This is a genomic window from Streptomyces sp. NBC_00354 (genome assembly GCF_036106915.1).
Taxonomy (GTDB): domain Bacteria; phylum Actinomycetota; class Actinomycetes; order Streptomycetales; family Streptomycetaceae; genus Streptomyces.
Window position 1 is genome coordinate 7,812,598 of sequence record NZ_CP107983.1, and the last position, 13,449, is coordinate 7,826,046.

Below are 13,449 nucleotides of genomic sequence, written 5' to 3' on the forward strand. Positions count from 1 at the left end.
GAGGGCCAGGGCGTGTTTGCATAGACATGCGTTTAAGTGCATACTCTTCCCATGTCTAAGGTTCTCACCTCCCTGCCCGCCGGCGAGCGCGTCGGCATCGCCTTCTCGGGCGGCCTCGACACCTCCGTCGCGGTCGCGTGGATGCGCGACAAGGGTGCCGTCCCGTGCACCTACACCGCCGACATCGGCCAGTACGACGAGCCCGACATCGCGTCGGTGCCCGGCCGTGCGAAGGCCTACGGTGCCGAGATCGCGCGCCTGGTCGACTGCCGGGCGGCGCTGGTCGAGGAGGGCCTGGCCGCGCTCGCGTGCGGCGCGTTCCACATCCGCTCGGGCGGCCGCGCCTACTTCAACACCACGCCGCTCGGCCGCGCCGTCACCGGCACCCTGCTGGTCCGGGCGATGCTCGAGGACGACGTCCAGATCTGGGGCGACGGCTCGACGTTCAAGGGCAACGACATCGAGCGGTTCTACCGCTACGGCCTTCTCGCCAACCCCCACCTACGCATCTACAAGCCGTGGCTCGACGCGGACTTCGTCCACGAGCTCGGCGGCCGCAAGGAGATGTCGGAGTGGCTGGTCGCCCACGGGCTGCCGTACCGCGACAGCGCCGAGAAGGCGTATTCGACCGACGCCAACATCTGGGGCGCCACCCACGAGGCCAAGACGCTGGAGCACCTCGACACCGGCGTGGAGACCGTGCAGCCGATCATGGGCGTGCGGTTCTGGGACCCGTCGGTCGAGATCGCCGCCGAGGACGTGACGATCGGCTTCGACCAGGGCCGCCCGGTGACGATCAACGGCAAGGAGTTCCACTCCCCGGTCGACCTGGTGATGGAGGCCAACGCCATCGGCGGCCGCCACGGCATGGGCATGTCCGACCAGATCGAGAACCGGATCATCGAGGCGAAGAGCCGCGGCATCTACGAGGCGCCCGGCATGGCGCTCCTGCACGCCGCGTACGAGCGCCTCGTCAACGCGATCCACAACGAGGACACCCTCGCCCACTACCACAACGAGGGACGGCGCCTCGGCCGGCTGATGTACGAGGGCCGCTGGCTGGACCCGCAGGCGCTGATGGTCCGCGAGTCGCTGCAGCGCTGGGTCGGCTCGGCGGTCACCGGCGAGGTGACGCTGCGGCTGCGGCGTGGTGAGGACTACTCGATCCTGAACACCACCGGCCCCGCCTTCAGCTACCACCCGGACAAGCTGTCGATGGAGCGCACCGAGGACTCGGCGTTCGGCCCGGTGGACCGGATCGGCCAGCTCACCATGCGCAACCTCGACATCGCCGACTCGCGCGCCAGGCTCGAGCAGTACGCCGGCCTCGGCATCGTCGGCACCGCCCACCCCGAACTGGTCGGCGCCGCGCAGGCGGCTGCGACCGGGCTGATCGGAGCCATGCCCGAGGGCGGCGCCGAGGCCATCGCCTCCCGCGGCGAGGTCTCCGCCGAGGACGAGGTGCTGGACCGCGCCGCGATGGAGTCCGGCACCGACTGACCGGCCGGCCGATCGGCCGATTGACCGGCCGTGCCGAACGAGCCGCCCCCGACGCCGCGTCGGGGGCGGCTCATTCGGCGCGGGACCGCCTAGCATGCGTCGCATGCCGGACGTCGCTCCCCGCCCCGAGCCGTTCACCCCGAAGACCGCCCCCGCGGCGCTCGAGGACCTCCGCGCGCGACTGCGCGCGACGCGCTGGCCCGATGTGCCGGAGGACGCCGGCTGGTCGTTCGGAACCGACCTCGGCTACCTGCGCGAGCTCGTCGCCTACTGGGCGGACGGGTTCGACTGGCCGGCGCAGGAGGCGGCGCTGGCCCGCTTCCCCCACTTCCGCGTCCCGCTCGGCGGCCTCGGGATCCACTTCGTGCACGTCCGGGCCGCCGCGCCGGCCGGCCCCGTGCTGCCGCTCGTACTCAGCCACGGCTGGCCGGACTCGTTCTGGCGCTATGCGAAGGTCATCCCGCTCCTCACCGACCCGGGTGCCCACGGCGCCGATCCCGCCGACGCGTTCGACGTGGTCGTGCCCGACATGCCGGGCTACGGGTACTCCGACCGCCCCACCGGCCCGCCCCTCGACTCCATCGCCGTCGCCGGCCTGTGGGCCGAGCTCATGGGCGTCCTCGGCTACGCGCGGTTCGGCGCGGCCGGCGGGGACATGGGCAGCCACGTGAGCCGCTACCTCGGGCTCGACCACCCCGACCGGGTCGTGGCCGTCCACCGCACCGACGCGGGCCTGCCCCTCTTCACCGGCGACCCGGCGGACCTCGCGCCCGAGGAGCGCGCCTGGCTCGAGGGCGCCGCAGCCTGGGGCGCGACCGAAGGCGCGTACTCCGCATTGCAGCGTACGAAGCCGCAGACCGCCGCGTTCGGGCTCACGGACTCGCCGGCCGGGCTCGCCGCGTGGATCGTCGAGAAGCTCCGGGCGTGGAGCGACTGCGACGGCGACATCGAGCGGAGCTTCACGAAGGACGAGATCCTCACGAACGTCACGCTCTACTGGCTGACGGGGACGATCGGCTCGTCGATGCGCATGTACCGGGCGAACGCCGCGATCCCGCCCGCGCAGCACGCCCGCCGGGTAGAGGTGCCGTCCGGCTTCTCGCTCTTCCACGGCGACGTCGTCCGCCCGCCGCGCGCATGGCTGGAGCGTACGGCGAACGTGGTGCGCGTGACCGAGCCCGCACGCGGCGGGCACTTCGCACCGTTCGAGGAGCCCGAGCTCTACGCAGCGGAACTGCGTGAGTTCTTCCGCCCTTACCGGGCGGCGGCGGCCGGCTGAAGGCGCCGGCGCCGTGGCGTGATCCCGTTCGTGACCAAAGGGTGCCCCTCTGTGCAACACGCATGTCATGATGCTGAGTTGTGGCTGAGGGGGAGGCTATGGCGAATACGGCTATCCGCGTGCGCCTGACACAGGGTGCCAGCGAGAGCGACATCGGGGCGCTGAAGGCGTGGCTCGAGCGGGAGCAGAAGCTCGAAGCGCACAGGAACGACGGCGTGCTGGAGATCCACGTGCGCGCCGGGACGGAGGGCGGGCCCGGCAGCCCGATGGGGGCCGGGATGGAGATCACGCTGGTGCTGATCGGAGCAGCCGCCTCCAAATTATTCGACGAAGTGTTCGAGCAGGTGAAGAGCGGGGTCCGCGCGTGGCGGGAGAACCGCCGATCCGTGGAACGCGGCGAACCCCCGGAGGTCGAGGTCGCGCCGGAGAGCGACGGGAGATAGCCCGGTGGCGCGCTTCGACCCGCGAGGGAAAGTGAACCGGGCGCTGCTCGTCGGAGTCCCCGAGTACGACTTCAAGCAGCCCGAGCACCCCTTCGGAGTGTCGGGCGACCTCGGCGCGGTCGAGCACAACCTCGCCGGACTGGAACAGGCTCTCCGCGAGGGCGGTGTGTTCGCCGAGGACGGGATCACCGTCACCCGGCCGCACACCGTGGACGAGTTCGACCAGCAGCTGGACGCCGCGGTCGACGCGGCCGAGGGGCTGCTCCTGCTCTACTTCTCCGGCCACGGCGCCGTGCCCAGTACGGGGGACGAGCTCTGGCTGCTGATGCGGCGGGCGACGATCGTCCCGGGCGACGAGTCCGTGTTCCGCGGCGCCACGCCCTGGAAGGGCGTTCTCACCGTGCTGTCCCGCTCCCGGGCGGAGCAGGTGGTCGTCATCCTCGACTGCTGCTACGCGGGTAACGCCTCGGTGGCATGGAACGCGCTCGGCACGGCCCAGCGGCAGCGGACCTCGCTGCTGATGAGCGTCCAGGCCAACAACCGCATCGACGCGGGCGACGGTGGCTCGCCGACGCCGTACACCGCCCAACTCGCACGCTTCCTGCGCGAGGGCCTGTCCGGCAAGGGCGGCGAAGTCGGCTTCGTCGAGCTGGCCCAAGAGCTGTGGGCCCACATGTCCGAGCACCACACGACGCTGCGCGAGCCCGCCGAGAGATGGGAGCCGCAGAGCCGCGCGGCCACCTCGGGGGGCGACGTGCTGCTCGCAGCCCCTCCCGTCCGCTCGCCGGACGCGCCGCCCGCGCAGGAAATCGACTCCGCCCCGGACGGGTCCGGCGGCGGGCCGTCTTCGCCGCAGTCGCCAGGCCCCGGCCCCGCCCCTGCCCGAAGACCAGCCTGGCTCGGCAGGCTCCGTCCCCTCACCGGCCGCAGACTCGCGGCCGCCATCGGCGTGCCCGCGGTGATCGCCGGACTCGTCGCCACCGGCATCGTCGCACTCGACGGAGGGGACGGCGCTGCCTGCAAGCCGCCGCTCGAACTCCGGCTGCTCACCGACCCCGACCTCGAGCCCACCGTCCGCAAGGCCGCGGAGGCGTACCTGACGTCGGCGGAGAACACGTCGGAGGGCGGGTGCAGGCGCGCCGGCATCACCGTCTACAGCGCCGGAGCCGCTGCGGCGGTCGCTGCGTTCAACCGGCAGTCCGACCCGTGGCAGCGGCCGGTGGCCGACGACACCAACCCGCAGCGCGACATCGGCCCGCAGCCGGACATCTGGATCCCGGGCTCGTCCGCGAGCGTCGACCGGGCCCGTACTGCGTCCAGCGAGCGGACCTATGTCGCGCTGGAGGCGGATCCCGAGCCCTTCGCGTACTCGCCGGTCGTGCTCGCCGTACCGCAGGACCCGGCGGCGGAGCCGGTCGCCGAGCGGGTGGGTGCTCTCGCGGCCTTGACGGACGCGCTCAGGAAGCGCCAGCCGACGTCCGAAATACGGCGTACGGACCCGGAGAACACCGACGCCGGCCTGCTCGCGACCGTCGGCCTTTACGGCGCAGGCGCGCAGAATCCGGCCGCCGCCGAACAGGGTGTGGCCCAGCCGGGCCCGCCCGCGCGCACCGGCGGGGACCTGCTGTGCAGCCTGCCCGACGACGACAACGCGGACAAGCGAACCACCGCGCTGATACCGGAGTTCCTGCTCAGAACCGGAGTGGGCTGCAACAGTACGATCCGGGTCCGCCGGATGGCGGAGTACCCCGTCGACGTTCCGGGCCTCAGCCCGACGTTCGTGCGAGTGCGCTGGCTGGGCCCCGAACGGGACAAGGACGCGCGGGACGGCGCCGCGGAGCGCTTCCACGCGTGGCTGACCGGCAAGGGGGCGGCCGCGAAGAACGAAGCGAAGACCTCGGCGTCCGCCGTCCGAGGCGGACTCGCCGTTTTCGGGAACGACGGCTTCCGTAGTGCATCGGGTGCTCGCAAGCCCCTAGGCAACGGCACCGAACCGTCCGCCGACAAAGGTGTCGTCTTCAGCAACTTCGGGGCCCTGGACGACCCCGGCCCGCTCACCGGCCCCGCCCTGCCGGCCGCGATGACTGCGGCGCTGAAGGGCTACCGGGAGGCCAACGGGCCGGGCCGGGTGCTCTTCCTGCTCGACTCGTCCGGGTCCATGGGCAGCCTGTGGGAGGGCCCCGGCGGAGCGCCCGGCATCATCTCCCAGTCCCTCGCCGGGCTCGGCGAGCGGGACGAGTACGGCGTCTGGGCGGTTGCCAACGACCCAAACAGCTCCCGCCCGTACAGCGAAGTGCTGCAGTTCGGCAAGTACGGGCGCAAGGAGGCACAGAGCGCCATCACCGCCAACGCACAGGTCAAGGACTTCGAAGCCGATCCCGACAAGGCGCTGGTCGCGGCCCTGGACTACATGAGGCAGCGCGGTACCGACGGCCGTGGTCCGCAGCTGATCGTCTACATCACGGATGACGAGGACAACAAGCAGCTGGCCGAAGGCGGCCGGCTCGGCGCTCTGCTCCAGTACCTGCGGACGGGGCGCAGGATCCCGGTGGTCATGGCCTCCCTGGACAGCGCCGGCTGCGACAAGGGCAAACCGGATGCGGCCGTCTCCGAGGCGAGCGGCGGCCGTTGCCTGGACACCAAGAACGACCTCGTCGCGCGGCTGCGCGACGAGGTCGCGAGGACCGGAACGGGGGATCAGTGATGAGGCAGGGGCCCGCAGGGCGCGCCGCGGCCGCCATGCTCCTCGTCGTGCTGCTCGCCGCAGGCTGCGACGCCGGCGCAGACGACGGAACCGGCGGCGGGCAGAGCGGCGCTGCGGCCGCCGCCGACCAACCCGGCGACATCGTGCTGGCCAGCGGCCGGGACGTGACCGGCAAGGGCGGCATCCGCCAGCAGCTGATCGATGAGTGGAACCGGGAGCAGGAGGGCAAGGGATCCGGCCACCGGGCCCGCCTGGTCGAGCTGCCCGGCTCGGCGGACCAGCAGCGCAGCCAGCTGCTCGGCGCACTGCAGTCCGGCAGCGCCGAGTACGACGTGGTCAACCTCGATGTGACCTGGGTGCCGGAGTTCGCCGCCGCGGGTCTCGTCCAGCCGCTCCCCGACAAGCTGGTCGACTCCGATGTCATCAAGTCCGTTGCCGCCACCGCCCGCTGGGGGGACAAGCTCTACGCGGTCCCCTTCAACAGTGACGTCGGGCTGTTGTTCTACCGCCGCGACTACCTGCAGACCGCGGGCGTCACGGAGACCGACCTGAGCAAGGGCACCGGCGGCTGGCCCGTCGTCCAGCAGCTGATCCGCGCCCTCGACGCGGCGCGCAAGAGACTGCCCGAGGCCTACGAGAAGGGCTGGACCTCGCAGCTCGACGGGTCGTACGAAGGACTCACCGTCAACGGCATCGAGGCCTTCGCCTCCGCTTCGGCCTCCGGCGGATTCACCCTCACCGACAAGGAGGGCCGCTACGCCGGTTCCGTGGACGAACTGAAGGCGGGCCTGAACGAGCTGCGCAACCGCACCGAGGCGGCCTACACCCTGCCGGCCGCCGCCCAGTCCGACGAGGCGGACACGCTCACCGACTTCGCGGCCGGCCGGACCGGCTTCCTCCGCCACTGGCCGTACGCCTACCGCACGCTCCACCAGTCCCTGCCCGAAGACAAGCTCGGCGTGGCCCCGCTGCCCGGCAGGGCGGTGCTGGGCGGCCAGAACCTGGCCGTGGCCACGGGGTCGCAGCGGAGCATCGCCGCGGGGCAGCTCGTCGAGTTCCTCACCAACAGGGAGAACGAACGCTGCCTGCTCGACGCGGGGTTCGCGGCCACCAGGATCTCCGCATACGTGGACGACAAACTGGCCTGCAAAGCGGCGAAGCCACCCGGCCAGGCCACCGCAGCCCCGACGAGCGAACGCACCGACCACATGCCTCGGGACGCGAACGGCCGCCCCGGGTACGCGCGCGGCACCCTGCTGCCGGCCCTGGAGAACGCCGTCCAGCGGCCGCGCACCCCGCTCTACGGCGCCTTCAGCCAGACGTTCACCGCCCAACTGGCCCGGCTCCAGGGCGACAAGCCGCCCTCCGACGAAGAACTCGCCAAACGCCTGCACGAGCAACTGAAAAAGGCCCTGCCCCGGGGGTGACCGCGTACGGTCAGCCTGCGCGGTCCGGACGAGCGCTGCGGAAGGTGCGTCGGTAGGTGTCCGGGGGCACGCCGACCGTGCGGTTGAAGTGGCGCCGCAGGGTGGCGTCCGTACCCATGCCCGTGGCTGCGGCGATCGCGCCGATGGTGTCGTCGGTGGTTTCGAGGAGTCCCTGGGCGCGGTGGATGCGTTGCGTCAGCAGCCAGCGCAGGGGAGTGGTGCCGGTGACGTCCGCGAAGATCCGGGCCAGGTGGCGTGAGCTCATGTTCGCCCGGCGCGCCAGGTCCTCCACGGTGAGCGGCTGGTCGAGGCGTTCCATCGCCCACGCCAGCAGTGCGCCGAGGGGGTGGTCGCGGCGTTCGGGCAGCGGGGTGGTGACGAACTGGGCCTGGCCCCCGGCCCGGTGGGGCGGGACGACGAGGCGGCGCGCGACCTCGTTGGCGACGGCCGAGCCGTGGTCGAGGCGGACCAGATGCAGGCACAGGTCCATCGCGGCGGCCTTGCCGGCCGAGGTCAGCACGGTGCCGTGGTCGACGTAGAGCACGTCCGGATCGACCTCCACCTCGGGGTATCTCTCGGCCAGCGCCCCGGCGTGCAGCCAGTGCGTGGTCGCGCGCCGCCCGTCCAGCAGACCCGCGGCGGCCAGTACGAACGCGCCCGTGCACAGTGAGGCCACCCGGGCACCGGCCTCGTGTGCCGCGCGCACGGCATCGACCAGTTCGGCGGGTGGGTCCGCGTCCAGATCGGCGCACGCCGGGACGATCACGGTGTCCGCATGAACGAGCCGGTCGAGTCCCGCGTCGGGCTCGAGCCGGAAGCGGTCGCCGACGGGCACGGTGCCCGGGGCGCACACGGTGAACTCGTACCAGGGATCCACGAGATCCGGCCGGTCGACGCCGAACACGTCGCAGGCAGCGGCGAGTTCGAAGTGCGGTACCCCGGGTGTGACGGCCAGCGCGACAAGGCTCATGTCCGAAAGTGTACGGGGCGTGGCGTTGCTGCCACTCCCGGCCGCGGGTTGCCGGAGGCACGATGGCATCCGGTGATCATTCGCGCACGAGACGGGGGAACCTCATGGGAACGAGTCGAGCGGCGGCGGTAACGGTGTTCGGTGCCTACGGGCACACCGGACGCTTCGTCGTGTCCGAACTGCTGGAGCGGGGGCTCACCCCGATCCTGTCCGGCCGCGACTCCGACAAGCTCCGGGCACTGGCCGGCGACTTTCCCGGACTCGACGTCCGGCCGGCCTCGGCCGGCGATCCGGCCTCGCTCGACCGTGCACTGGACGGCGCGGCAGCCGTGATCAACTGCGCCGGTCCGTTCGCCGTGACGGCCGCACCGGTCATCGAGGCGGCGCTGCGCGCACGGATCGCCTACCTGGACGTCGCGGGGGAGGTGGAGGCGGTCGCCGATACGTTCGCGCACTTCGCGGACCGGGCCCGTGACACCGGCATCGTGGTCGTGCCCGCGATGGCGTTCTACGGGGGCCTCGGCGACCTGCTCGCCACCGCCGCGCTGGGCGACGCCCCGGCGGCCGACGAGGTTCACCTCGCGTTCGCCCTCAGCAGCTGGCAGCCCACGGCCGGGACGCGCAGCTCCAGCCAGGTCTCCCGGAGCCGGCGCGAGGGCCGGCGGCTCGTCTACGCGAAGGGCCGCCTGGAGCTGCGTACCGACGAGGCACCCACGGGCCGGTGGACGTTTCCCGCTCCGGTCGGGGACCGGCCCGTCATCGGCGAGTTCACCACCACGGACAGCGTGACCATCGCCCATCACCTGTCCGCCCCGGACATCCACACCTGCATGACGCTCGAGGCCGTCAAGGACGTACTGGCCCCGGACGCCGGACCTCCGAAGCCGGTCGACGAGCGAGGGCGGTCGGCGCAGACCTTCCTCGTCGACGTCGTCGTCCGCGCGGGCGGCACCCGGCGCCGGGCGGTGGCCCGCGGACAGGACATCTACGCCGTCAGCGCGCCTCTCGTCGTGGAAGCGGTCAGCCGCATCCTCGCGGGACAGGCCGGGACGGTCGGGGTGGTCGCGCCCGGGGAGATCTTCGACGCGCACGCGTTCCTGCGCTCACTGGCTCCGCGCCACCTCTCGTACGAGCTCGGTCCGGCCGACTGACCGCTGGTCAGCCGGGGTCCTGGTGCGGTGCCTCACGGACTGCACCAGGACCCCGGGCGACGATCAGGCTCGCGGATGCGCTACTTGGGAGTCACCCAGACCTGCCGCTTGTTGGTGTTGGCCGTGTACAGCTGGACCGGGGTGCCGTTGGCGGTCGCGCCGCCGGTGACGTCCAGGACCCTGCCCGACGCGGTGTGCACGATCTGGCCCTTGGCCGCCGACGCGCCCTACCGGCTGCTCAGCACCTCCAGCAGCCGCTGTCCGAACTCCTCCGGGGCGTCGGTGTAGCCGCTGTGCCCGCCCGGGAATTCGGTCACCTTGCCTCCGAGCCGGTCCGCGAGCGCCGCCGCGGGGCGGTACGGCAGATGCCCGCGGGTCTCGAGTCCCGCGGCCAGCACCAGCCGATCGCAGACGGCGGCGAGCGCGGCCTCGTCGGGCACGTAGGACGTGAACTGCCGCAGCTCGTGCTCCATGAAGACCGGGAAGTTCGCGTTCAGCCGGCCGATCATCTCGGCCGCGCGAGGTGGCAGTCCGGCCGGGTCCGGCATCGGCTTCAGGGTGCCGCCGATGCCGGCCAGCATTCCGTACGTCAGGTCGATGCTGCGCAGGTGGCCGGGGGAGTCGGCGACCTGGCCGGGCTCCAGCTGGATCTGCGTGGCCGCATAGCGTCCGGGGTGCCGCAGCGCGAACGCACGGTAGGCGTGGGCGAACGCGGCGAGCTCGAAGGGGTTGGATCAAGGAAATCAGCCGTGCCATTGCCGATCGTGCAGTTGGTGGGCCTCGGTCAGGCCGTCGCGGAAGAACCGCTCGTAGTAGGCGATCTCGACATGGTGGGCCTGCAGCCAGACCCCCGGGACGTGGATCGTGTCGCAGTGTGCGGGGAACCGCCCGTGGGTCTCGTAGATGTACGTGCAGATGTCGCGCGTGCAGGCGATGACATCGGCCGAGTAGTTGCTGGCCTCGCGCAGGTACTGGGCGCCGAACTCGCCCCGGTAGATGCGCTCGAACAAGCCCTCGTCGGTGTAGATGCCCTGCGGCCCGAACTTGTCCGCCACGACCGCGTCGACGGCGTCGTTCATGGTGGCGTAGTTCGGCGGGCACATCGCCTTGATCAGGTGTTCCCCGTTGTGGCGCAGGCCGACGGTGGTCGCCCGCAGCGTGGAGTAGCGCGGCAGCGGCACCTGCCAGCGCAGAAGGTCGGCCGGCCGCCACCGGGGCGTGGTCCAGTCGAAGCCGAGCATCGGACCGTACGTGGGGCGGAACTTAGGGTCGCCCAGCATGATCGGCGGGGCGAGCGAGGCATGGATCCATGCCCCGAGCCCCATGGCGTCGGCGGTGAGCATGATGTTCTGCAGCAGCAGGTCGGCCTCGATCTGCGTGCGCATCGCCCAGATCGCGCCCAGCGGGAGTTTGATGTCCTTGTTCAGGAACCCCGACTTGACCCACTTGCTCACGCCCGCCGAACGGTAGAGATTCCGGTCGTCGACGATGGCCGGCCGTGCGCCCTCGGGCTGGGTGAGCAGGTACATCATCCCGTTGATGTACTGCCGCGACAGGTCCACCACCGGGAACAGCACGGTGGTGCCCGGCAGGTTCGAGAGGAACCGGTTGGAGTCGAGGTAGGCGGGGAAGTCGCGTTTCCCGTCCGGTACGTCGATGCGGTGGTCGAGCAGCTGCACCTTCGCCTCGGCGGCGCGTGAGCACAGGGTCTCCGCGTCGAACGTGGCCTGCGAGCCGTCGGCGGGGGGAGGCAGCTTGCGCAGGAAGTAGGTGCCGGTGTCGTTGATCAGGAAGAAGTGGGTGCCCTGGGCGTTGTCGGGGCTGCCCGCGGTCCGTCCGGCCATGTTGAGGTTCGGCTTGGCCATGATCGGCTTGCCGTTGCGGGGGTCGGCGAAGGGGCGGTCCGGCATGGTGAGGCCGGTGCACCCCGTCATGGCGATGAGGACCGCTTCCTCGAGCTCCGTCAGCGGTGCCCGTGCCTCGGTGGAGGACCAGCTCATCGAGCCGGCTTCGACGGAGCTTCCGCGGCTGACCCGGTGGGTGCGGCGGCGCCAGATCGACGTGATCAGCGGGCGGTTCATGAGGGCGTCGAGCCCGGTGTGGCGGTTTGTGTTCGTCAGGTCTGTCATGCTCCTGCCCCTTCCCGAGGGCTGCCGAGCCGGCCGGCGGTCAGTCGCGCAGACGTGCTTCGATGGTCTCGACGAGACCGGCGATGACACCGTCGGGTGAGGGGCTGTAGTGCGGGACGGCCCACCGCGTGATCCTGGCGTCGATGACGGTGGGCCGGCCGGAGGTCAGCGCCGCACGGAACGCCTTCTCGAACTCCTCCAGCGTCTCGACGCGGTAGCCGTCGGCGCCGCACGCCTGCGCGTAGGCGGCGAAGTCCGGGTTCTGGAACTCGACCAGCCCCGTCTCTCCGTAGGTGGTGAGCTGGAAGAGTTTGATCAGCTTGAACTCCTGGTCGTCGAAGATGACCCAGATGACGGGGATCTCGTTCTCGACGGCGGTCATCAGCTCGAACCCGGACAGCGAGTAGCATCCGTCGCCGCAGCCGACGACGACCGTCCGCTCCGGGTGCGCGACCTTCAGGCCGATGGCGCCGTTGACATGGCCGGCCATCGGTCCGAACGAACCGGCCTTGCGGAAGTGCTGCCCCTCTTCGAGCTCCACGTAGTAGCCGAGCCAGGCCAGGTGGGCGCCTGCGTCGGCGAGCAGAACAGCTTGTGGGGGCAGCATCCGGCCGATCGCCTGGGCGAGCTCTCCGGGGTGGATGTGCCCCGTCAGGTGGGTGATGTGCCGGGCCTCGTAGTCCCTGCCGTCGACATCGGCCCTCGGGACCTCGCCGACCTTCCCGTCCAGGGCCTCGACGAGCGCTGCCACCCCCAGCCGTGCGTCGGACAGCAGCGCGTGGTCGGGGCGGTAGGCCTTGTGGAACTCGGCCTCGGAGATGTTCACATGGATGAGCACCTTGTTCTCGAAGAGGTCTTCGCGGTAGTTGAACGTGGCGTGCTGGTTGAGGGAGTTGCCGATGCACAGCACGACGTCCGCCTCGCGGAAGGCCTTCCACGCACTGGAGTGGCCGCTGTCGGCGAAGACGCCCACCGAGAGCGGGTGCCCTTCGGACACGATGCCCTTGCCGTCCAGCGTGGTGAGCAGCGGAATCTGGAACCGCTCGATCAGGCGCTTGACCTCCGCTCCCGCTCCGCTGCGGACGGCGCCGAAGCCGACGAGCGCCACGATCCGCTTCCGCCTGGTGAGCGCGTCCGCCAGAACCGAGGCGATCTCCTCCACGCGTGCGGGATCGGGCACGACCGGCTTGACGTCGAGCCGGATGTGCCGGAAGTCCGTGACCTCGATGCCGCGCTCGGTGAGGTTCTCGGGTACGTGGATGTGTACCGGACCGGGCCGCCCCTCGAAGGCGGTGTTGACCGCTTCCTCGAGGACGTCGCAGGTGTCGGCGGCATCCGTGAGCAGGAAGGACTTCTTCGTCGTGGCCGCGAACATGGCCCGGGAGTCGGGCGTGCGGTTCAGGCCCGAGGTCTCGTTGAGCGAACCCCACCCCTGCCATTTCATCGACGCGTATCCCGAGACGGCGAGGACCGGGTAGGAGTCGGACATCGCCACGGCCAGCCCGGAGAACAGGTTGAACGCACCGGGCCCGGCCGTCGCGAAACAGAAGCCCAGCTGATTCGTGTACATCGCGTAACCGCAGGCCATGAAGGACGCGGCCTGCTCGTGCCGCGTGATGACCGGTCGGATCTGCCGGGAATGCTTCAGCGCCAGCATCAGGCCGGCGGCGTTCTCGCCGGCACCGCCGAATGCGGCCTGGACCCCGATGCCTTCCAGCCCCTTGACGATGGCCTCGTAGACTCTCATCGGCACTCCCTCATCCGTGCCCTGCCGCATCGGGCGAGGACGACGATCCGATGCCGTGCTGTGCCGTCATCCTGCGTATCAGTCTCCCCGCGGAGACCC

Annotated in this window: 10 protein-coding genes and 1 pseudogene; 6 read left to right on the top strand and 5 right to left on the bottom strand. The window is 71.1% G+C overall.

Features of this window, described 5'->3' with window-relative positions; translation table 11 throughout:
• The first annotated feature begins 51 nt into the window (after window positions 1-51).
• The 5 genes from argG to OHT74_RS35855 all read left to right on the top strand — a co-directional run bounded on the left by argG (window position 52) and on the right by OHT74_RS35855 (window position 7,353).
• The gene (argG, locus tag OHT74_RS35835; protein ID WP_266670582.1) at window positions 52-1,500 is read left to right on the top strand and encodes an argininosuccinate synthase; all 1,449 of its coding nucleotides are present in this window, start codon (window positions 52-54) and stop codon (window positions 1,498-1,500) included.
• A 103-nt stretch (window positions 1,501-1,603) separates the two neighbouring features.
• Window positions 1,604-2,779, top strand: coding sequence for an epoxide hydrolase family protein (locus OHT74_RS35840; RefSeq protein ID WP_266670583.1), 1,176 nt, complete (start codon window positions 1,604-1,606; stop codon window positions 2,777-2,779).
• 119 nt (window positions 2,780-2,898) lie between these two features.
• Window positions 2,899-3,222 carry a hypothetical protein gene (locus tag OHT74_RS35845; RefSeq protein ID WP_266670585.1) on the top strand — a complete coding sequence of 108 codons (324 nt, stop codon included), beginning with the start codon at window positions 2,899-2,901 and terminating at the stop codon, window positions 3,220-3,222.
• A gap of 4 nt (window positions 3,223-3,226) precedes the next feature.
• On the top strand, window positions 3,227-5,926 hold the full coding sequence (locus OHT74_RS35850; protein ID WP_328622535.1) for a substrate-binding domain-containing protein: 2,700 nt from the start codon (window positions 3,227-3,229) through the stop codon (window positions 5,924-5,926).
• Window positions 5,926-7,353: an extracellular solute-binding protein gene (locus OHT74_RS35855; protein ID WP_328622536.1), complete on the top strand. Its 1,428-nt coding sequence runs from the start codon at window positions 5,926-5,928 to the stop codon at window positions 7,351-7,353. Before OHT74_RS35850 ends, OHT74_RS35855 begins: the two co-directional genes overlap by 1 nt.
• Before the next feature lie 10 nt (window positions 7,354-7,363).
• On the opposite strand, the gene OHT74_RS35860 is transcribed toward OHT74_RS35855, so the two are convergent.
• Complete coding sequence (locus tag OHT74_RS35860) at window positions 7,364-8,323, bottom strand: helix-turn-helix domain-containing protein (RefSeq protein WP_328622537.1); 960 nt, start codon at window positions 8,321-8,323, stop codon at window positions 7,364-7,366.
• Between the two features lie 104 nt (window positions 8,324-8,427).
• On the opposite strand from OHT74_RS35860, the gene OHT74_RS35865 reads away from it, so the two are divergent.
• Window positions 8,428-9,474, top strand: a complete 1,047-nt coding sequence (locus tag OHT74_RS35865) for a saccharopine dehydrogenase family protein (RefSeq protein WP_328622538.1) — start codon at window positions 8,428-8,430, stop codon at window positions 9,472-9,474.
• Window positions 9,475-9,554: 80 nt separating this feature from the next.
• Here OHT74_RS35865 and OHT74_RS35870 read toward each other — a convergent pair whose 3' ends face one another.
• The 4 genes and pseudogenes from OHT74_RS35870 to OHT74_RS35885 all read right to left on the bottom strand — a co-directional run bounded on the left by OHT74_RS35870 (window position 9,555) and on the right by OHT74_RS35885 (window position 13,350).
• Window positions 9,555-9,674 (bottom strand): RICIN domain-containing protein, encoded by a 120-nt coding sequence (locus tag OHT74_RS35870; protein ID WP_328622539.1) that lies wholly within the window; start codon window positions 9,672-9,674, stop codon window positions 9,555-9,557.
• 27 nt (window positions 9,675-9,701) lie between these two features.
• Window positions 9,702-10,181, bottom strand: a pseudogene (locus OHT74_RS35875) (TetR-like C-terminal domain-containing protein); the annotation flags it as partial.
• A gap of 36 nt (window positions 10,182-10,217) precedes the next feature.
• The gene (locus tag OHT74_RS35880) at window positions 10,218-11,603 is read right to left on the bottom strand and encodes a hypothetical protein (RefSeq protein WP_328622540.1); all 1,386 of its coding nucleotides are present in this window, start codon (window positions 11,601-11,603) and stop codon (window positions 10,218-10,220) included.
• Window positions 11,604-11,643: 40 nt separating this feature from the next.
• Window positions 11,644-13,350 (bottom strand): thiamine pyrophosphate-binding protein, encoded by a 1,707-nt coding sequence (locus tag OHT74_RS35885; RefSeq protein WP_328622541.1) that lies wholly within the window; start codon window positions 13,348-13,350, stop codon window positions 11,644-11,646.
• Window positions 13,351-13,449: the final 99 nt, after the last annotated feature.